The 20,810-nt window shown below is 60.7% G+C and carries 12 protein-coding genes; 1 reads left to right on the forward strand and 11 read right to left on the reverse strand.

Going from position 1 to position 20,810, the window contains the following annotated elements:
- Nucleotides 1-158: 158 nt before the first annotated feature.
- Nucleotides 159-404, forward strand: a complete 246-nt coding sequence (locus KFO72_RS35860) for a helix-turn-helix domain-containing protein (protein ID WP_412101820.1) — start codon at nt 159-161, stop codon at nt 402-404.
- Nucleotides 405-975: 571 nt separating this feature from the next.
- Here the strand turns inward: KFO72_RS35860 and KFO72_RS35865 are convergent.
- The 11 genes from KFO72_RS35865 to KFO72_RS35915 all read right to left on the reverse strand — a co-directional run.
- Nucleotides 976-2,478, reverse strand: coding sequence for a hypothetical protein (locus KFO72_RS35865; protein WP_225034074.1), 1,503 nt, complete (start codon nt 2,476-2,478; stop codon nt 976-978).
- A 458-nt stretch (nt 2,479-2,936) separates the two neighbouring features.
- The gene (locus KFO72_RS35870) at nt 2,937-7,382 is read right to left on the reverse strand and encodes an AAA family ATPase (RefSeq protein WP_225034075.1); all 4,446 of its coding nucleotides are present in this window, start codon (nt 7,380-7,382) and stop codon (nt 2,937-2,939) included.
- 481 nt (nt 7,383-7,863) lie between these two features.
- Nucleotides 7,864-11,235: an AAA domain-containing protein gene (locus KFO72_RS35875; protein ID WP_225034076.1), complete on the reverse strand. Its 3,372-nt coding sequence runs from the start codon at nt 11,233-11,235 to the stop codon at nt 7,864-7,866.
- 3 nt (nt 11,236-11,238) lie between these two features.
- On the reverse strand, nt 11,239-11,706 hold the full coding sequence (locus tag KFO72_RS35880; RefSeq protein WP_225034077.1) for a hypothetical protein: 468 nt from the start codon (nt 11,704-11,706) through the stop codon (nt 11,239-11,241).
- 26 nt (nt 11,707-11,732) lie between these two features.
- Nucleotides 11,733-12,230, reverse strand: a complete 498-nt coding sequence (locus KFO72_RS35885; protein ID WP_225034078.1) for a hypothetical protein — start codon at nt 12,228-12,230, stop codon at nt 11,733-11,735.
- Between the two features lie 13 nt (nt 12,231-12,243).
- On the reverse strand, nt 12,244-13,383 hold the full coding sequence (locus tag KFO72_RS35890) for a hypothetical protein (RefSeq protein WP_225034079.1): 1,140 nt from the start codon (nt 13,381-13,383) through the stop codon (nt 12,244-12,246).
- Nucleotides 13,384-13,488: 105 nt separating this feature from the next.
- Entirely contained in the window at nt 13,489-13,887 is a 399-nt protein-coding gene (locus KFO72_RS35895) for a hypothetical protein (RefSeq protein ID WP_225034080.1), read from the reverse strand.
- Between the two features lie 141 nt (nt 13,888-14,028).
- Nucleotides 14,029-17,283 (reverse strand): helicase-related protein, encoded by a 3,255-nt coding sequence (locus KFO72_RS35900; RefSeq protein WP_225034081.1) that lies wholly within the window; start codon nt 17,281-17,283, stop codon nt 14,029-14,031.
- Nucleotides 17,280-19,115 carry a phospholipase D family protein gene (locus KFO72_RS35905; RefSeq protein WP_225034082.1) on the reverse strand — a complete coding sequence of 612 codons (1,836 nt, stop codon included), beginning with the start codon at nt 19,113-19,115 and terminating at the stop codon, nt 17,280-17,282. Before KFO72_RS35905 ends, KFO72_RS35900 begins: the two co-directional genes overlap by 4 nt.
- Complete coding sequence (locus tag KFO72_RS35910; RefSeq protein ID WP_225034083.1) at nt 19,112-20,338, reverse strand: DUF6361 family protein; 1,227 nt, start codon at nt 20,336-20,338, stop codon at nt 19,112-19,114. Before KFO72_RS35910 ends, KFO72_RS35905 begins: the two co-directional genes overlap by 4 nt.
- 276 nt (nt 20,339-20,614) lie before the next feature.
- Nucleotides 20,615-20,810 (reverse strand): hypothetical protein (locus KFO72_RS35915; RefSeq protein WP_225034084.1); only part of this gene is annotated, 196 nt, incomplete at its 5' end.

Consider the following 20,810-nt stretch of genomic DNA (forward strand, 5'->3'; position numbering starts at 1 on the left):
AACACGACATCTGTAAATAGCCGGCGCTACGACATTTCAATCTGGCTTTGACACTGTCTGTAAGAGCAATATGAGAATGTCGGGTTCTAGCAAGATACAAATGTCGTGTTTTGCAGCTGGCAAGCTGGCGGTTCACTGCAGCACTGCAGGAGCCGTCCATGAAGTCAGCGACACTGGTGACACTGAACATGCGCGAACTCGACCGTCTGAAGATGATCCAGTCCGTGGTGGACATGGGACTGAAGCCCGCTCGCGCGGCGGAGCGTCTCGGCTTGACGGTACGCCAGGTCGAGCGGCTGGTGGCGCGGTATCGTGAATCGGGCGCGGCGGGACTAGCGCGGGGAACTAAATTTCGTACTTTTTGGGCGCAAAAACCCGGAAAATGGTGTGTCGCGGCTTCGTAATGACTTTAGTTCCAAAAATCCGACGCACTGAGCGCTGACAGCAGACTGCTGCGGCGGACGCCGTCGACAAGTATCAAATTTAGTTCCAACTTGGCTGGCTCGCGAACTATACGCATCTGTCGCTGCAACCGACGACATTAAGATGCGTGAATCCGACCGCGGATAACAGAATATGTCGTTGATTATGGAAATAGAGCATTGAACTTTTCCTGAACTAAAAACGGACAGGGTTGCACAACATCTTTGTCCGATTTTTAGTTCCAAGAAACGCAGGCAAGTCTGGAATTTACTTCCAGAATAAGCGAGTTGGTCTGAAATTTAGTTCCCAAAGACGCACATTGGTAGGACATTTAGTTCCGGAAGCGCACATACGTCGGGAATTTAGTTCCAGCGGACCGAGCCTTTCGCAAACGTGCGTAGAAACTTCATCGCCAAGACGCGCACGGCCCAAGCGCCGTCGCTGACTCGTTGGCCTCGATCACGCCCCCATGCGCTTCGCCGCGACAGTAAAGTCCAAGGCATTAACGCTTGCCGAACGCGTTATCGGTTAAAAATATTCCCTTCACGGACCCTAGATGCCGACGGACACCAACTGCGACAACACCTCTGGAACGTGGCTAAACATGGAGCGCCATGTAGTCTGCAGAAGGGGTTTGTACTCAATCTCTTCGTCAGGAAATGCAACCTCGGCGAACCCACTTAGCTTGAAATGGCGATGTTCGTTGAGGCCTCGTGCCGTGCAGAAGCGCTCTATGCCGATCTTCGCAATCGCCTGGCCGGCCTTCTCGAATTCCGCAATCGACGTAACCAGAAAGGGCATCGTCTCAGGTAGGTCGGAACTCAGGCCTTTCTCTGACAAATGCCGTCTTACCGCGAGATTGAGCCGCTCGATTACGCTCGGCGTAAAGAGATACCAGTCTTCATATGTGACGACAACGGGATAAATGGGAAGACCGTTCGGCATCCATGCGGACAGGCCCTGAACCGCGTCATGGATGTTCCGGTAATGCTGTACGACGGCACGAGCGAGGTCGTCCATCGATGCCTCGAGGGCATGAGAATCCGCTGCCTCCTTGGCCGGTTGCGCCATCCTACGCGCCTTGCATTCGAGGAAAAGGTTGCCTGTCCCGTCGCTCACGATCCAATCAACCCCGTGTCGCGGTTGCTTTCGTACGCTGTAGGTACGCTCGGACTCAAGCGTGAACCGTTCATTGTTAAACACTTCAACAAGCACTTTGCCAACGTAGTCTTGGAATGCCCTGCCGTAACGGTCCCCGAAGCGCGGGTCGCTGCCCACTACATCGTAAAAGAGCCCTTCCGTGACTCGCCGGAAAAGAAAATCCGGCAGTGGACAGCACAGCCCCCTGGTTCCGTCGACATCGACATGAATCAGCGGAAACTTCTCCAGCGCATTCCAGGTGTACTGCCATGCCTCGTCGAACCGCTGAACGGCGCGTAACTCGGCACGAATGCCCTCCGGCGTGCCAGCGGTACGTTGGAAAAAGGTGTCGCGCATTTCACCGGAGATGCCAAATGCTGAATAGTCTTGAACCGGACTTGTATAAGGTCCTCGCATCGCCGCGCCTCCCAGAATCAGCGCGAGAGTGAAGATGGCTGGCACTGGCAGCCCCACAGCCTGTTCAACCATCGGAGCGACATCCGGCGCACCGTAGATGTGATAGGCGCGAAAGATTGCAGCGCCGTGATTGGGATGCTGGCAGCGAACCTGTAGGTGCACCAACGGGTGAAGTGAATCCATTGCGCTATCGCCGGAGTCGATCGTGCGTTCCGAGATTGCTTCGTCGATGCGGCGAATATGATTTATAAACGTTAGCACTCCGTTGAGAGTGGACAAAAGATCCTCATCTCCACCGGCGTGCAGCAAAATTTCGCGGGACAGCAGATGGAGTTCCCAAACATGGGTCTCGTAGCGCTGGCCGCCGGCGCCGGGCAATACAATCTGTCCACCTGAATCGGCACGACGTTGAAGCCACCAGATGCGCTCCAGCGATTCCCGAAGGGCGAGACGCCGCAATTGATTTCTGAGTGGCTTGTAGACGTCGTGGATATCCATTTGTTGCCCGTGGTCGTTCGATATACTGCGGCCTGAATTCGCTCAGCAAAGCCTTGCGGAAGGCTTCATCGTGTTTTTGCTGCCCTTCCCCGCTTCGTGGGCGCAGCTACCGGAACAGCCGATAGCGCTTTCGCTAAATGGCCGCGACAATAACTCCAACGAACGATGATCTCAGTAATCGGGAAGCACAACGATTTCTGGCGCACTCGCAGAGCGCCTGCCGATGGCTAATGCTAAGCCACGCGCAAGCTGGCAAATGGCCAATGCCCCAATGGCGCTGGATTGCGTCGCCATCCAGGTTCAATCGGTGTCGCTCGCCGTGCGCGATTAACGATGCATCTGGTCCGCGGACTCACTGCCGAATGGACCTGCGGTGTGTACAAGTCCGAATCGTCCCCAACCTGCTGCAACCCGAGTGTCGGTGCTTGTCGCGGCCTAACAAATGCTAAATCGTGACGTCATCGGCCGTCGTCCACTTCGCCCGCGTCCGCCGCTGACTCGCCCAGGAAGGCGGCGCGCTGGCGTGGCGAGGGGGCGTCAAACGTTTCGAGCCTGTCACGACCACGAAGCCCACTTCCGTCAGAATAGAACAGCCGCGTAAAGGTAAGCCGCCCCCCGAAGCCGTCGCTCGCTGAATCACCGTACGCATTTTTTTCGCCCGCAACGGTCCAGATAGCGACGAGACCTTCACGCTCAAGCAATCTGAGGAAGGCGTCCCGATCAACCAGTGCGGCGCTCTCGCCCGCCGTCGAGACGGACGGATCCATGAAGCGGGTGACCCCCTGAGCATCCTGATACACGATCGAGCGACCGTCGGTGAGATGCAGTCCCAGCCCATCCATCAACCACCGCGCCGGCAGACGCAGGTTGATGTGATCGCTTACCGAGCCATCGTAACCGTCTGCCTCGGCGTTGTACTCCGTCGTGGTTGGCCTGATAGCGAGTCTGTTCCCGCGTCGCACAGTTGGGTCGACAGGGCGCCAATCGAGGATCCAGTCATCCTGCCCCTCGTCGAGCGATCGCCACGGAAACTCGCCGAGGTGGACGCGGTAACCCCCTCCCGCGGCGGCGGGCACGTCGTGCGGGCCAGCCATCTGACCTGTCGACATCAACTCCAGCGCCCTGTCGCGGTCCGCCGTTCGCACGACCACGCTTGCTACACGGCGCCACGCCTCGCAGTGCATGCCCTGCGTCGGCGTGCGCCAGGTCTTAAATCCTGTAAGCACCAGCCAGTGACGGTCGTCGTCTTCGGACCTGACAGCGACGTTCTCGAGTCCATCGATGATATCCTCGGACGAGTGCAGCCACGTTATCGCCTCGGCGGGCGTACGGGCAGCAAGTTCGGGTGCCGCGCCGATCCAGAACGGCTTCGCCGGAACCTCCTCCCAGTCATCTGCAGCAACATGATCGACCAGCAGCGAGGGGTCCAGGTTGCGCAACCGAAGCGGGTCGGTGTCGCGATCCGGAAGACGTTCGAGATTGTCGCTCATCCGCGCGACCAGTTCATAAAGCGCCAGCCACTGATATTTCTTGCCGATTCGCTCGAGGGTGTGCTCGTTCCGATCGCCACGGACCTGCCGGTCGAACGCGCCATGCAGTTCCTCCGACCAGCCCAGATCATGCGCCCGCTTAACGACCCAGCGCCGCGCCCACGCGAGATTGAACCCGGTAGGACCCTGTTGGCGCGCATAGCTCTGGTACATGCCTTCGGCCCGCCAGTACTCGGCTCGCTCCCGCCATTCTTCGAAGATATCCGAGCCGACAGCCGCCCTGAAGACCGTCTTTGCCGCCCTGATCCGGTCGCGCGCCTCCCCCATCACGACGGTGTTGCGGGGATTCTCGCTGGCGATGGTTTCAACGAGCCGGTCATGCGCCGCGATCATGTCCAAGGTCGCCGTGACCTTGAACTCGTCAAACCAGGCGTTCCGCAGATCCAGCGCGTTCGGCAGCGGCGTGGTGCCGACGAGAGCCGGACTCCAGTCCTGCACCGCGTAGTCGAGCACGTAACGCCCAAAATCACCGTCCTGGCACGAGTTGACGATTTCGTCGGGATACCTTCCGTTGTCACCGTACTGCCGCGTGTAGGCTTCGATGGTTTCGTCGGGAACATGCTCGATCGGCCAGGAGCTGAGAAAGGGTCCCTCGATGTTTTCGCGTTCAATTGCGCGGCCCAACACTCCCCGATGCATGGCATATGCAATCAGTCCAAGGGCATGGTCGCGCAGCAACGAATTTGCCGGGGGCGTGCGGTTCGCAAAAAGATCACGATAGAGGGTCGTGGCGACAGCCGACAGATCGTACTCCTCCCACACGCCCTGCATGGCCGCCCCGTAGAGCGCGGCAGTCAGACGCTCGGTCAGATATCCGTCGTCAACACCTTTGAACCCGTTCCACAGGCTGATCGCGAGCCCGGGACGACCGGCAAGCAGTACGACAAGCGCCTTCGTCGCTCTATCGCGAAGGGCGCGAAAACTCGTTGTGAAAAACCAGGTGAGCTGTATGGCCGCCAGCTCGGCGCGCGCAGCCGTAACGCGTGTCTGGTCGGCGTTCCACGCCCAGTCGACCAGAGTCGTTGCACGGTCCGAATCAGCCAGATGGACCGACCACTGGGCGTCCCGCTGCGGCATCGCATGCCGTCGTAGTTCGCTGTCGAGCACACGCACGTTGAACGGATGCTCCGGCTCAGTCGACAGTGCAATGAGTGTGTCGAAACGCAGGCGCTCGTCGCCCATTTCATCCACGAGCTGCCATGTCCTTTCACGGAAAGCCGTCGGTCGGCGGGCGAGGAGGCTGTTAACGAATGCTTCGTCCACCCATGACCGTGGCGGTACGCCGGCCAGATCTGGAAGCTCCAGCTCCAGGCGCTCGGGCAGCTGGATCGCGAGCGCCTCCAGAAGCCCCGGAACGATGCGGGAATGCGGATCAGCCAGCGCCTGGTGCAGCGGTGACCCAGGAGCGCACACAGCGCCAGCTCCCGCGGAAGTCATGCTGCGATTCAGGAGGCTGGCGGCAATTGCATGATCACCCATCCGCTCGAACGTGAAACGGACAACCTCCCTGGATTCAGCGCTGGAAAACGAATCCTGCTCCACGGCGAGAAGCCCTTCGTTTTCCAGCTGGAACAGCATGTCACGCGCGATCTCATTGCCATCGTAGATTGAGCGCACGAGCTCGTCAGCGCGCTCGAAACCGACCTCTCCACGCCCTGTCCTGGACATCTCCGTCGTCAATGCCTCGATCGCTTTCGAAACCAGGTTGCGGCGTGGCGAAACCTTCGTGGTCGCTTCAATACGTCGTGTGACGGTCGAGGTAAAGAGCCGGAACGCTTCGGAAATCCCGCTCAGGCTGTCCGTCATCAACACTTCGCCTTCGGCTTTCAGGGCATCGCAGGCCAGACGGAGGAAAAGCGGGTTGTGCAGTTCATCGAGCTGACGGGGAGCCTCCGGTACGCTGATGCCGCGCCGACGCAGATAACGCATCACATCGTCGTCATCGAAGCCCTCATGTTCAATCCGCGGCAGCTTCGATGCATCCAGTGAGTCCGGGATAACGACATCCAGATACGTTGTCCGACACGACAGCACTACCGTTATGAAGGGAAACTGCCTGAGGTCGTTCAACAGACCCGCGAGGCGCTCCGGCCAGATCAACTGCCCATTCTTCTCATTGAGTGCGTCGATTACGACAAGCGCGCGAACATCCGCCGCTTCTCCGGCGGCATTGAGTGCACCGAGGAACTGCCTGACCTGGAGATGGCGCGGCAGATCGAGGTCCCGCAGGATCTCACCCCACGGTTCGGCATCCGGCAGCTTGCCGCCGAGCACCATCATGGCCGGTCGACCGTTCTCGATCTGGTGTGCACAGGCGTCAGCTAGCAGGTGTGACTTGCCGCTTCCGGCATCACCGGACACGAGTAGCGCCCGCGTGTCGAGATGCGTCCAGTGATCCGCGCGAACATTGCGAGCGCAGGCACGCAACGCGTTCATCAGATTGGAAACGGCGATCAGCTCCGGGCTACGCTCACGACCTTGCCTCTGGTCCCGGAGTTCGCCATGCCACGCGGTGGCCAGACCGGCAACGGCATCGATCCTGCCGCGCAGTTCCAGCAGCGGAAATGAATCCGGCTGCTCATCGGCGAGTGTGTCCAGTTCGGTCGCAACGCCCAGCGCGGCGGTGCGCGCAGCGTTGTTCGCGCTGTCTGGCGCCTGTTGCAGGCTATGCCTTATTCGCGCAGCGAGCGGTTTCAGCGCTTCGAAAATCACGGGGTCGCCCACCGATGCGAGGATCGACTGCCGCACCGGGATGTCGATGTGGGTTTGCGGACTGTAGCGATCCCCCAGGCTATCCGCTGTCCGTTCGAAGGCGTTCCGGAACCAGTCGGGGGTCAACAGTTCCTCGTCAAACCAGAAGGCTATCCGCCCCGCCGATCTCGGATTGCTGTCCGTCAGCCTCTGTTTGATCTCGTGCGCGTCCCAGCGATCGATCGCGACTATTCTGCCGGCTGCGGCGGCTTCGCTGATCCGCCGCTCACGCCACCTAGTCCATTTTGCGAACGCCGTCGTCACGTCAGCGCGGCGCGAATCCGCCAGATCGAACGGGAAGCACGCGATGAACCGGTGCATGGCAGGATGCTTTACAAGCGCTTTCGTCAGTGATCCGTCGAGCGAGCTGAGCAGACTGTCAATCTCCCAGTAGAACTTCACCTGCCATCCGGTTTCTGAGCCGTCGGCGTGCGTGGCAAAGCACTCGATGCCGCCGTCTCCTCCCCGCCCTTTCTTGTCGAAGCGGATGCGATCCGTCAGCGGTTCATCGCCCGCCAGCTGGCAGCATAGCTCCTCGAATGCGTCAGCCTGGCTGGTTCGATGAACGCGGATTTCATTGAAGTCAATATCGGGAAGGGACATGGGGTAAAACCAGTCAGAAGCAGTTAAGGCGAAAGTAGAGCCGTTTCCCGGCTACTCGCGATGGCGCTCGCAGCGGCAGGGCTTCACGCCCGCCCTCCGCTGTCTCCAGGAAATGCCATATATAAAGCAGCTTGCTCGGTCGGCGAAGGGCCGCCCGAAGCGCGGGCCGCAGCGCACACGCACAGAAGCGCGTAGCGCACACCTTTTGCGCGATGGCCGGTTCTTCGCGAGGCTGCCTCATGTCAGCCGGAGATTGTACGCGGCGGGTCCGCGAATTTCGACAAGTGACGCGACGGACATTGCCTTCATGCCGTTGCGAACGAACGCACCCAGTCAGCAACGTTGACGCTGCACCGACTTCCCTGTGCTGAGCGAGCGTTCACTGATGCTCAACGCCTGCGGCGGCAACGAGGACTGCGGCCGCGGAGCACGCCAACCCCCGTCCACTGTACCATTTGGTGAGGCCGGCATGTGCGAAACCTCATGCGGGCACGCTCGGACGATCGCGTCGCTTTCCTGGCGCGTCACGCTGCACCGGCACCTGAGAGTTCAGCCGGTGCGCACGCTTCAGTATCGTCGCGAAGTAGTTCTCCTCTGTTCCACTCGCGCCGGCGTTTTCGAGGAAGCCGGCATCGCCGAAAAACACCAGATGGTGCCTGGCTCGCGAACAGGCGACGTTCAGACGCTTGCGGTCCAGCAGGAATTGCAAGGCGCCCTGCGTCCGCACCGTCGAATAGCAGACGAGATCCGCTTCGCCACCCTGGAACGCGTCGACGGTGTCAACCTTGATCGCGAGGCGTTCCAACACGTCAATCTGTTCCGGATGAGTCGAGCAGTAGGCATTCAGCCTGTCTCGAACCAACTTCTTTTGCGCTGCGTACGGGGTAATGACGGCGACCTCAGTGTGCGGTTCCGCGGACTCAGCCACACTCGCCAGGAAGTGCACAATGGCGTCCGCTTCGGCAAGGTTGCAGAGGCTCCTGCTTTTCGCGGGCCGCGTCTGACGCCCCTTCACATTCACCCAGTTCAGGCTGTGCGACATTAGCGCCGAGCGTTCCCATCCGTCTGCGGCCACGCCATTGAACAGGGTACGGGCCTTTCTGCGCGTGTAAAAAAGCTCGCCCACCAGATCGCCGATCTCAGGCGCCATCCGGTACTGTTCCTTCAGGATAGCCTTGGACCCGGCAGGCAACTGTTCGAAAAGCAGTTCGAAAAAGCTCGTCTCAAGGAACGCCTCGCGCAGAAACGGCAACACGTCGCGAGCCGTATCCTCGCGCAACAGCGGTGAGACGCACGGTGGCAACTGATAGTGATCACCGATCAGGATCGCCTTGCGGCAGCGAAGCAGCGGAATCAGAAGTTCCGGCACGGTCGCGCGGCCGGCCTCATCGATGATGGCAACATCGAACACGAGATGATCCACGCCGCCCTTCGGGGTGGACAGGCCCACGCACGTGGCGCCCACCAGATTCTTGTCGGCGAGCAATAACGTGCTGAGCTCTTCGAGCGTCGGCCTGTCGAGGAGATTGTCCGGCGTGTTCATCACGTAGTCAATCACGGTCGACCACTGGCACGCAATGTCGTGCCTGTCACTGCCCGTTTCCAGCACCTTCCTGCGCGCATCCTGCGACAGCCGTTCGACGAACTGCGCATATCGTTCGTCAAACTGGTAGCGCTTCAGGCTGGCGCTTACCTTGTCGGGGTTGCCAATGCGAATGACCTGTACCGCTGTCTGCGCGAGGTCCGGAAAGCGCTGGATAAAGCGTTCGAGGGCATTGTCCACGGCGGTGTTCTGCTGCGAAACCAGCAACACACGGCAATTCGGGTTCGCCGTAAAAAGTTGATACAGCATCTCCACGATGGCCGTCGTCTTGCCCGTACCGGGCGGCCCCTGGATCAGTGCGAGATGCTTCGCCTTTAGCGCCATGCTGACGGCATCCCGTTGCGACGGCGAGAGCTTGCCCCGCCAGTGGATCTCGCGCCCTGCCCAGAAAGGGTCCTCCACGGGCAGGTACGATTGTGGGGACAGCAGGATGTCTTTCAGCGCGGGCTGCACCAGACGATCATAAAAGAAATCGTCGAGCGCACGCTGCTGGCGCTTCAGCGCCGTCGCTGGCAACTGCACGCGAAAGCGGTAGCGCCCCTCAGACTCTTGCCATTCGCGCGGGAACTGTCCGCGTATCGCAAGCGTTCCCTCGTCGGTCAGTTCGTATTCGAGGGATGCCCTATGGCGCTCCGGTACCGCCGGAATATAGGAAAGGCGCTCACTGTCCCATCGCTCGATGCGCAGGCAATGCTCCCGGTGGAGCATGCTGTCCCTTTCGATCTGACGCAGGTAATCGAGGGCCGATGCATCAAACGTTTCTTCTCGCATCTGTGCTGCACTGACTTGAAGCGCGGAGAGCCGGTCGTCGATCGCACTGGGCGTCGTGTCGAAGGTCACGGCACGTACGCTTTCGGCTTCTCGCTGATATTCCAGCACGCTCTGCCACCGGCGCATGAAGATGGACTGCGCGCGTCGCAGGGCATCATGCCCGTCGTTAAGGGCGATCTGCGTGGCGTATTGCCGGAACGCGTCGATGGCCGGCTGCCAGTGCAACGCACGGATATCGATCGCGTCGGTGACAAGCGTAAGGGAAAAAGGAAGCTGGTGACCGACCTGCATGTGTTCCGTCTGGATCACCTCTTCGACCTGCACTCCCGCATCGTGCTCGCCGATTTTCGCGACGAGACGCACATGTGATTTCCCAAGCACGTACTGGTTGTTCTCCGGATCGCAAACCAGCAGGTTCCACTGCGTGAGGGGACTGAAAAACTGACTGTCGGATATAGTGTCGAGCAGTTTCTCCCGCACACGGACAAAAAGCGGATGCTGGTAGGACGCGCCCAGTTCGGGCGGCGGCAGTTGAGATGCACCGATCCAGCGCCGCTTCGATTCCGGTATGAGCGGGTTGCTGTCCAGCGTGATATTGAATGCATCGGGATAGACGAATAGCGTCTGTCCCTGAAGCGGAAGGATATGTTTGTGTGTGAGTTTCGTGACGGGTACCGAGATTTTCACAAGCTCGTCGAATGCGGTGCCTGACACCGCCATGCGATTCGCATGGGTGACGGTCATCGCGACCGGCTCGCCCGGAATGATGTGCTCATAATAAAGGGCACCACGCGCAACGCATCCGTAGAATGCCCCTTCCTGATGTTTGTGTGCACCCGTGATCATCACGGGAATCTCGTCGCCGAATGGCACAGCGAGCGCGAGTTGCCTGCTCTCATGACGTCCAAAGAGCAGCCGGTGCCCGAACCGGGGCAGCGGCTTTCTGATTTCATCAAGGCTAACGATCACCAGCTTGCCGCGGTAAAGCCACTCATCCGGCAGCAATGGCTCGGTCGGCCGTAGCTTGAGTACGGCTGCCCCATCGGTCACACGTGCGATCTGAGCTTCCGCATGGTCGAGATATGCGGCGTACGCCTCCAGCCTGAGCTTTGCATCCTCGATGCGGCAAAACGCGTATTGCAACGCCAGGCGCCGGAATGGGCTCGTAGTGTCCGCGCCAATCTCGGTGCGCACCACCTCGTACAGGTCGTCCAGGCCTTCGCGGATCGGCGCAATCTTTCCGCGGTCATCATTGAGGGCCTGCAGCAGTTTCTTGCGCCAGTGGCCCGCCTTCTCCGTCGTCCACCGTTTGAGGTCCGCCTGCTTCGTCCTGCAGGCCTCTTCATACTCCTGGTAGATGGCTTCCGCTTCTTCCCGCAGCGTCTCGCTGCGCTCGGCCTCCTCCTCGGACATCGAGTTGAAGATCCACTTGACAACCTTCGCCGCGACGAAGACGGCGAGTCCGATGAGCGGCCACATGGGTCAGCGATCGTCCGTGTCAGTTTGGCTGGTGAAATCGCGCGAATCAAGCAGCACGCGACACTCCTCCGCCGTGATTTCCCCCCGTTCCAGCATGTCCAGAAGCCGCGACCGCTCGCTCTCGTTTTTCATGGCAAGATCGTGGCGATTGTCGATCCGGCGCAGGTCGCGGATGTGCCCATCCTCGTCCCGCTTCCGTTCGTTCTGCAGTTCCTGTTTTTTCTTCTCGAAGTCAATTCCATGTTTTAGCACGTCGGCCTTTATTTCGAGGCGTTTGGTCTCGGCTTCGATCCGTGCCCGTTCGGTGCGCTGGCTTTCCGCGCCGTAGTCCGCGATGCTCTTGAACATGCCCGTGGCCGAATCGACGGCCTGAATGACGTGCGTAGGCTCGACCTTCGACAGAAGACCGCCTGATTTTTTGACCGTGGGCGTGCGCCGGGTGTTGATGGGGGGTTTTACAGACTTGACCATGTCGTCCTCTCGGGGATAGGTACTGCTTATTGGATGTTCTCGTTCAGACAGGCGAGGCTCGATCCGACCAGCGTATCGAGGATCGACTGTAGATTGTCCAGTTCCTGCGTGTAGCCACGCAGACGTGCCTCGCAAACCATGCGATGAACGCGGAAAACAAGTTCGACCTTGCGCTTGATCGCTTCAAGGATCTGCGCGCGTTCCCGGGCATGCCTTTCCAGACTTCTCGCAAGCGCCGCCTCCCGGTGCTCCTGGTCGAGGCGGATCGTCTCGTGGTCCAGTTCGATCATGCGCAGATAGCCGTTCGCTGTCTCGCGCAACTCTTCATTGGCTAACTCAAGCTGCCTGTTCAGTTCTTTCTGTGTGAGATACCGCATGTAGCTGTCGCATGCGTCGAACACAGCGATAGCAGCGTCGATCCATACCGCAACCGGGTCCAGACCTCGTAGGCCGCTGACACCGCCTTTCGCAAGGATCATCCCGTAGCGAAGCACGCGTGGGTCGTCGAGCACCTCGTCGCCCATCTGCCTGAAGATCTCAACTGTTCTCATGATTCTGGGGTATCCAGACGTTATCCAACGTGGCGAGCGCGGAATAGACGGCCGTCCACGGAAATGCGCGCCTGCGCCACCGCGGCGTGAACACGTGCATGCGATTGAGCATGTCGATTTCCTTCGAGCCGGGTGGTCGTTGCGCCGCGAACAGTGCGCTCACCGCTACGTCCTCGTGCAGCGTTTCGTCGGGAAAGACAAGCGTGTAGCCGGTGCCATCGCCAGCGGGCGGCTGTGCCTGCATGACGGACTCGTCAAGAAAGTCGTAGTAGAGCACACACTCATCTGGGACGACGGGCGCGAGGGCTGTGGGCAAACCATCGGGAAGTGCGTATCGCGTGCGCAACTCCATGACCGCATTGTCGAGTTCCAGCGCGGGCTGGGAGCACTGCGCTTCGGCCCCGGTGGACAGGGTGAGTTCCACGCCGCGCAGCGCCGCGTCCGGCCCGTGCAAGCTGCCGACGGAGTCGCGGGTAACGTAGCGTGCATTATCCGTAAAAGCGTCGCTGCAGTGTGTCAGTTCCATTTCCCACTCGCGCCACCAGCCTTCGTCGGGGTGCTGGGGAAGTTCTGCGAACGAAGGAAACAAGAATGGCAGCCACGCGCATTGAAAATCGTAGTGCTTCATGCGTGCGAGCTGACGCTCAAGATCGACCCGGCGACCCCTTGGCGCACGCCCGTCCTGCTCGCGGCGACCTTCTACAACGAGCTGATCCCGGGGAATCGTTGTGACAGACGGGTGGTTGCCATGCAACAGTGCCGGCGCCTGGTCGTGCTGCGTGTCCATCCAGAGTCGCGCCTTCTGCTCGTGAAGTGTCGCGAGCATATGCGCGTACTGGCGGCCGGAACGCGTCAGCCCCGAATCATCCATAATCCGCAGCCCGCGAAGACGTTCAAGCACGGGTTCGAGTTGCGCGCGACCGAGAGACGTGATGGCCGACAGATCAGCAGAATTCGTGTCGCTTCGGCTCTGGCAAAGGATAACGAAATGCGAAATTTGCCCGAGTTGTGCGAGCAGTTTGTGCCGGATCTTTAGCTCGTAGCACTGCAATGGGAGCCAGACGCCGAACTGTATGTTGGATGAAGCACTGCCATGCTTCGACCCTGTAGAGTCTTCTGCGGTCATGTTGAGGCGGCGTCGACATTCTGCTGACTGCGGAGCAGCACTGCCGTCGTCCCGGCGAGCGCGCGACCCGATGTGCGTCCAGTCGGCCGTGTGCGAAGTTTCCTGTTATGGGTTGCGGCGAGTCGGCGCCGGGAAGGCGAGCCGGTCGCCTGCCATGACCGCAATCCGTTCTTCAACGAGGACAGCGGCAACATACGACGCGAGCTGGCGGCCGGGCCGGTTCTCGATCAACCATGCGCCGATCGAACCGGCCGGCGGATTGTCGCGGGACGCACCGACGGCGACAGGTCCCGCCTGAGCACGGAAATGCCCGATCAGCCGTTCAAGCAGTTCGGAAGCGACGAACTCGTGCGTTCCATCGGCTCCTATCCAGAAGTGAAAGCCCACCGCCAGCGAGCCTTCATACTGGAAGGGAGCGCGGTTACCCAACGTATGAATGGTAAGCGGCATATTCTTGATCTGTCTTGGGCCCGGATTCAATTGCGGTTGAAACGCTTCCTGCATGCAAGCGGATTATCGGCATTATTCAGCGGATCTTAAATTCGACAAACGCTGCCGTGCACGGCGTTCATTCAGCAGACGGGGCGACACCGGGCGTGACAGCCCGCCCGGCTAACCTTGGCATTACGACGCGGCGTCGGGAAATCATGTAGCCCCTTCGCCTTTCGACGATCCGTCAACGCCGTCAGCGCCGCCCTCGCCGTCAGCGCGGCGTGGGCCAAGCGAAATGCGCCAGCGCCCGACTGAAGCCGCTGCGTCTTCCTCGCTCAGGTTCTGCTCGAGGCAGGATAAAAGGTCCTCCTGTCGCGGCTGCGCAAACACGAGGCGGTACAGCGCGAGGCTGCGTTTGAGCTGCCGGTAGCGGGACTCGTCCCGGCTGAGCGGTAGCATCATCACCGTTCGCTCGATATATGCGCCGTCATCGTCTTCGTAGATCCAATAGGGAATCAGATCGTTAGTGCCGGGCGCGCGTTCCTGGACGGCGAGATCGAACAGGGTATTCCAGAGATCGCCGCGTGTGTGCCGCAATGCTGCCGGTCCATGCCTGCGAGCGACGTTCTTGCGCACCGCATAGCCCTTGTAGCGATGCACACGCCCTTCACGCTGCTCCATATCAACGGGATTGGAGGGCAGGTTCCAGTGCACAACGGAATGACACCAGTTGTGGAAATCGAGCCCTTCCTGACCGACAGACGTCGACGCCAGCACGAACGGCCAGAACGGCGAATTGAACGCTGCCTGCACGACCTTCCTGCGCGCAAGCGCCCCGTCTTCCCCCTGCTGGTTACCGAAGCGCAATGCAAAGTGGGTGCGGATTCGCGTTTCAAATGGCTTGATGCCCAGCAGGTCGTTTTTGAACTCCACTTCATCAGGCTGCAACGGTGCGCTGCGCAGGGACATGGCTTCATACATGGCTTCGGCGAGCATCTCACATCCGGCCTCCGCAGTGCGATCAGCGAGCCCGCTCGACTCGAAGAGTATGTGCGCGTATTCGTCAAGTAGTGCCTGCAGATTGCCGTCGGCGGCATATTGCAACACGCTCTGCCAGTACGAATCCTCGTCCTCGACAGTCTTGAGCATGGCGACCGCGCGCGACGAGTTGAACTGGCTGCGCAGACCTTCCGCGATGCGCGCCGCCGCGTCCAGCATGTCCTCAGGCGCCATGTCGTGCGGCCATACGCGCAGCAGGGTCCGAAGTGCGCAGGTAGCCGGTGCGCAGAGCGCGACGCTTGCAAGAACAGTCACAAGATCATCGGGCACGCGACCCATGTCTTCGGATTTGCCGTCCCATGCGTCGAGCCACAGTCTGACGTGCGCATCGAACGCACTTTCAGTATCGAACTCTTCATTGCCACGCACCCTGCGCGCCTCAGCCCAGCGAAGCGCGCACCATTCGCGTGCCGCTGGATGAAGGCCTGCCTCAAGGCGGGCGAGCACGAGCCAGTACCAGCGCCTGTCGAACGGACCTTCCTTGACGCTCCGATCGATGAGCGGCTCGATCGCAGGTTCGATGATGGCCATTGCCCGCTCGCGTAGCTCCGCATAAGCTGGCATTACGCCCACGCCCACGCCCACGGCGGCGCGCAGCGCAAGGGGATCGACCATTTGCGCCAATGCTTGCGAAGGAAATGCGAGAAGGAGCGCGGACATGCCGGACGGTCCACTCCCGCGTCTGATCGGGAAGCGCAACTGCTGCGCAAAACGATCGGGCATGTTTGCGTATGTCACGGTGCGCTTCGAATTCCGGGTCAGCCGTCGCTCGGCTTCGTAGGACAGCAGCGCGGCGAGCGCGTCGGGCACGACGTTCCAGGCTGAGAACACGAGTTGTTTGCTGACGGGACCGACATCGGCGTACTCGCCTCCCGCCTGCCAGTAGTTCAGCGACGGCGGCATCCAGAGCAACTTCCAGAGGCCGTCCGCATCGATGCGCCCGATCAGTGCGCGAAGCCGCGCATTGCCGGGATCGATCTCACGGTAGTTGTCGAGATCATTCTGACTCAGAAGTGCCAGTCTACGCTGCGCAAACGCTGCATGAATGGGAGAAGACGTGCGTGCAACCTGCTCACACACCGTCTCCTTGAGCTTGTAGCCATCCATGAAATTGAGCAGATACGGGCTTGATTTCCAGTACTCGATCGTCTCCGGCTCCTTGATGGCCTGCGCAATCGACTCCAGCGAGCGGAAATCAGCCAGATCGCGCGGACGCAGAAACGGTACAAGCAGGCTTTCGCGGACCATGGAGTCCGCGCGCCGTGTGGCCTCGACGCGCTCCGTCCGGCACATGACATGCCGCAGCGTGCGCTCGATCCGCTCCTTGACTGGTTCAAGCGCCGCGAAATCCCCGATTCCCCGAGCGCCAAGCAGGCCCGTGCGCATGGCGCTGATGTCGGCTTTCAGCGCGTCGACTTTCGCCTGCTCGCCCGGATAGAGAAATTTCAGCGTGTGCAGGAAGTCGTCGTAATGATCTTCGCTCTCCTCGTTGCGGGCGTACATCTTGTACGGCGTCGCGGATAACAGCAGCACGCGGGTGCGCGCTTCGTAGTTGAACAACTGATGCGCGAGTTCAGCGGCGGGATTCTCGGTCTCCGCGGGATCGTCGAACAGATCATTGAAGCGCTGGAATTCATCGAGAACCACCAGCGCTGGCTTGAGCGCGACGAGACACGTCCGCGCGAGCAGCGTGCGAAGCTCGCCAGTGAGCGCCGCCCGGCGCTCCCTGTCCTCATCGCTCACGGTCCTGCGTCCATCATGATGGATATCTGCAATGTCGCGCAGTTCGCGGAAAAGTGCCCGATCGGTCCTGATCGCTTGCCGATAGGCCTTCGCGATGCCCCGGTCATACTCGAGTGACTCTCTTGCCTCGACTTCCCAATCGTCGCCAGCCGTCGCTTTCAGCGCGCGGAGCAGGCCACGCTCCGACACATCGGGCAGGTCCCGCAGCATCTGATAGATCAGATGGCGCTCCTCCTTGCGCCCGGTGCGACGCCCTGCTCCGTTGTTCGACGGCAGCGCTGTGCCAGGCGTGAAGCCGATTACATTCACCGCATTCTGCTCAAGATCCCGGGTGTAAAGAGGGAGCAGCGTCAGCCGGTTGGCCTTCGACATCGCTGACTGGCCCGGCAACAGCAGGCGTCTGATGTTCTGCGTCGCGATTTCGGCGTTCGAGCAGACGTAGACAATGTCGATGCGCTCATCCGTCCGAGCGTAGCGATCGATGATCTTCGCGAGCACACCTTTCGCAATCATCGTCTTGCCCAGGCCCACCTCGTCCGCGACGAGAAAGCGCGTGGCTGGCTTAGCGTCGTCGAACATGCGCCTGAACACGTATTCGACGGTGTCCCGCTGGAAGTCTTTGAGTCCTCTCAGGACCATGCTGGCAGCAACGTTGCGCGTCATCATGCTTCCCCTTCTGCGAGCGCTGATTCGAAGACCGACCACAGTTCCATCAAGTCAGCCGTGAGGATGGGCTCGCTCCCGCACTCATTGGAGTCGGGACGTCGCAGGCGCTCCACGAGATCGCGGATCTGCACGAGGCGTTCGGGATCACGCGCATAGGCACGGGCAAGCATCTCGAAGAGCGGCACATCGTTGAATTGGGGCCGCCGTTCATCGCCAGGCGACAGACCGTCGCCCTGCCCGTTGCCATCATCACCCTCCCAGTCGCCGAGCAGCAGCATCAGATAACGGACCAGTCCGTCACGATTGCGGATCGCTGCGCGAAGGATTTCCAGATCCCGCTCCTCCGGTCCACCGAAGAGCGGCAGCTTCAGGGCCAAACTCAACGCGGCCTCGCCCCGCGTGAGCGAGAACCCCGTGAAGGACGTGATGTGCTGGGGGGCGAATGCGCCAAGCGAAACACCTTGTTGCGGTGGATCTTGGGTGACATTCACCGGTCCCGGACGAACCGGGACGGCGAGCGCTTCGTCTGATGACACGAGCCAGGCGCGCGCCGCCGCGCCGTTCCAGTTAACGCCGTCGATGCCGCGAAGGACAACACGCCAGCCGTGTTCCGCTTCTTCGCAATACAGGGCCAGCGGCGCACGAGCGAGCTCGTCGCGCAGATGCTCCAGCGCGCGTTCGTCCTTCCCAGCGTGATCATCAACAGGCACGGAGCGGACATAGGGCTCCAGCAACGGTCCAATCCCGCCCCCCCCGATCCAGTCGGACGGTCCACCGACCCTGCTTGTGCGGCCGATCAGTTCGACCACAAATTCGACGTTGCGGCCGGCCGCGAGCGCGGCGCCCGTCGCGTTGGCCGATCCAACAAACAGATGTGTGTCCCACGCCCGCCTGCCGACATAGACCTTTGCATGCAAGCCACGTTGACGGTGGACGGCATCGTCCTCCGTGTCACCGCTTGTCGCGTGGTCGCTCAACACGCGCACGTCCGAAAAACACCCGTGCGAAGCGCACCGGTCGAGCTCCTCAGCACGTGAAACCAGAAAGAGCGACTCTCTGGCGCGCGAGGAGAGCGCGTCCAGCGCGTCCGACGAGACAAATGGCGAGATTACGCCGAGCTGGTCCCACAGCAAGCCGCTCGCGGGCTCCGGGAACCATTGCGTCGCCTTTGCGCCGATGCCGAGCGGATGAAAGCGCACTTCACTGAACCTGCCAGGCGCGGTCCATTGGGTATGCCGGGCATCGACGGCGAGCCGGTCGATCTGTTCGCGCCGTGCGACGCTCATCGTTTCTTTGCCCGTGCGGCTCAGCCATTCGATGAAAGCCGCGAGCGGCCGGCTGGTGCCGACGGGCTTTTTGCCCCGTTCGCCCTCCAGCCACAGCGAGAGATCCCAGGAACGGTCGTCGGTGATATTCCGGGTGAGGACGAGCAGGCGCAGGAGCGTCGCTGCTTTCCCGTCCGGCTCGTCCGGCGCAAAGCGCAGCAGCCACACCTTCGGGTGGAAGACGCCTTCATGCGGTGCCTGTGTTTCATGGACCATGTCCTCGAGCAGTCCCAGCAGCGCATTCGATTTGCGCGGAACCTGCAGACGTCCGCGCTGGCACACGACTGTCAACCGGTCGCCCATGCGTCTGAGCGCATCCAGTACCGGCAACGGATCATGCCGGTCAGGCGACGTACCCTCGGCATCGCGGCGCGCGAGATGTAGCGGTAAGGTTAGCAACGTGATCAGGTCGAGCGAATAGGTCGTCGCGACGCCGCATTCATAGCGATAGCGATCCGGCGGCGTAAGCGCATCGGTGAGCAGGCTGCGTTGTTCTGGATTGATCATGCGGCCCTCCAGCCGGCGTGCCATTCGCGAAGGAAATCACGCGCCACAGGCCATCGATAGCTGAGCGGTACGAGCCCAGCCTTGCCGCTCCATTGAGCGCGCGCGGCCATGTTCCCGAAGCGCGAGCGATTGCCCCCGGTCTTGATGCTTGACTCTCGGGTCCGGATGAGCTGGCGGCAATCGGTCGATTCGGCCACCCCCTTGTGTTCGCGCAGGGCGAGGTCGAGCCAGTTGCGCACGAAATCCTGCGTGGGTCTAGTGATAGTGTGACCCTTGCCTACCACGCGAGCCCAGAATGAATTGAGATCCCAGCCGGCGCAAAGGGGCAACTCCTCCTCGGCCCATGCCGCCAGCTCCGGCGCACGTTCATCAATGATGTTCTCGCGCCGCGGCGCGAGCCTGGCAAGCTCCAGGTTGTAGAGAAGCGCCGCGCCGCGGATGAGAACGCTCAGGCGATGGGCATCGTCGATCAGCGACCGGATCGTCCGGGGAAACTGCTCCCTGTCTGGATGCATCCAGATCTGCTCTGCGTCCGATACTGCCGCGCCTTTGGCGAGCTCATGTGCAAGCCGGGTGAGGAGCGAATCCCCATGCTTCAGCGTCCAGCGGTCGAGCAGGAATGCAGCTTCGTCGCGCGTGAGCTGCAGGCTCGCCGTGACTGGAAAGGATTCAGGGCGCAATGCGACGAGCTTTTCGTCCCATGGACGGCCGGTCTGATCTCCGTCGTAGCTTTCGTCGTCGTCGCGCCTGCGCAGAGTGCGACGTTGCGCGTATCGGCGGTCTGCAAGACCGTAGTACTGCTGCAGCGAAACACGCGAGCGCCGCATCCCCCAGCTCCCCAATGCCGCCCAGTAGACGGAACTCGGAAGGCGTTTGAGGTCTCCGCGCGCTTCCCGCCCGATAATACCGGGCTCGTTCGGAGGCGCATGAGCAATCAGCTGCTCGAGCAGCCGGAGCTCCGACGCGCGAGCGGCACCGGGAAACGCTGATGATGATGTGTTGCGCGACTCGAGCTGATCGAGTAGCCACGGCACGAAGAATACGTAGCGCAGACGCGTCTGGATTGTGGACGTGCCGGGAAACAGCTGATCCGCAATGGAATCGCGAATGCCGCCAATGCCCAGTTCGTCCCGCGCATCGGGTTCGTTGAAGAGCGACAGTATCTGCAGACTACGCTGCGCCGCGGATGCGTCGTGATCAAGCCATGAAAGTTGGGATGCCATGGATCGTTGTCGTTGTATTTCTTGCTGTCGAAAAGCGCGGGGACTTAAATTTCATACTTCGGGTGGGAAGAGCCGCGGAATCCTGCGCCGCAACTTTGTGCTGAGTTGACCTCCCAGAACCCTAGACTGGTGGATTAAGCTTTCTGCGGATCTCGGCGAGGATCGCTCCGGACATGCACTCCATTTAGATCCAATCATCCGTCGCGACGAACTGGGCAGGTTTCCTTCGAAATTCACATGTATGCCCCCGTGAATCGCACATTCACAATGGTGCTCTTAACGATTGAAGCCGTCACATGTCCGATCCATATTGGGGGTGCAGCCAAACCTTGGCGTGGTTGCCATGCCGCGAGCGTGGTTGTGTATCTGATCGCGCAACGTCGCCTCGACAGAATAGAGAAAAACCACAGGCCCTTCGAGCCTGTCCGCATTTTTGTGGGCGAGGCGGTTAAAGGAATCGTTAGCCGCGCGC

It is taken from the genome of Paraburkholderia sp. XV (genome assembly GCF_020177535.1).
In the GTDB taxonomy this organism is placed as follows: domain Bacteria; phylum Pseudomonadota; class Gammaproteobacteria; order Burkholderiales; family Burkholderiaceae; genus Paraburkholderia; species Paraburkholderia caribensis.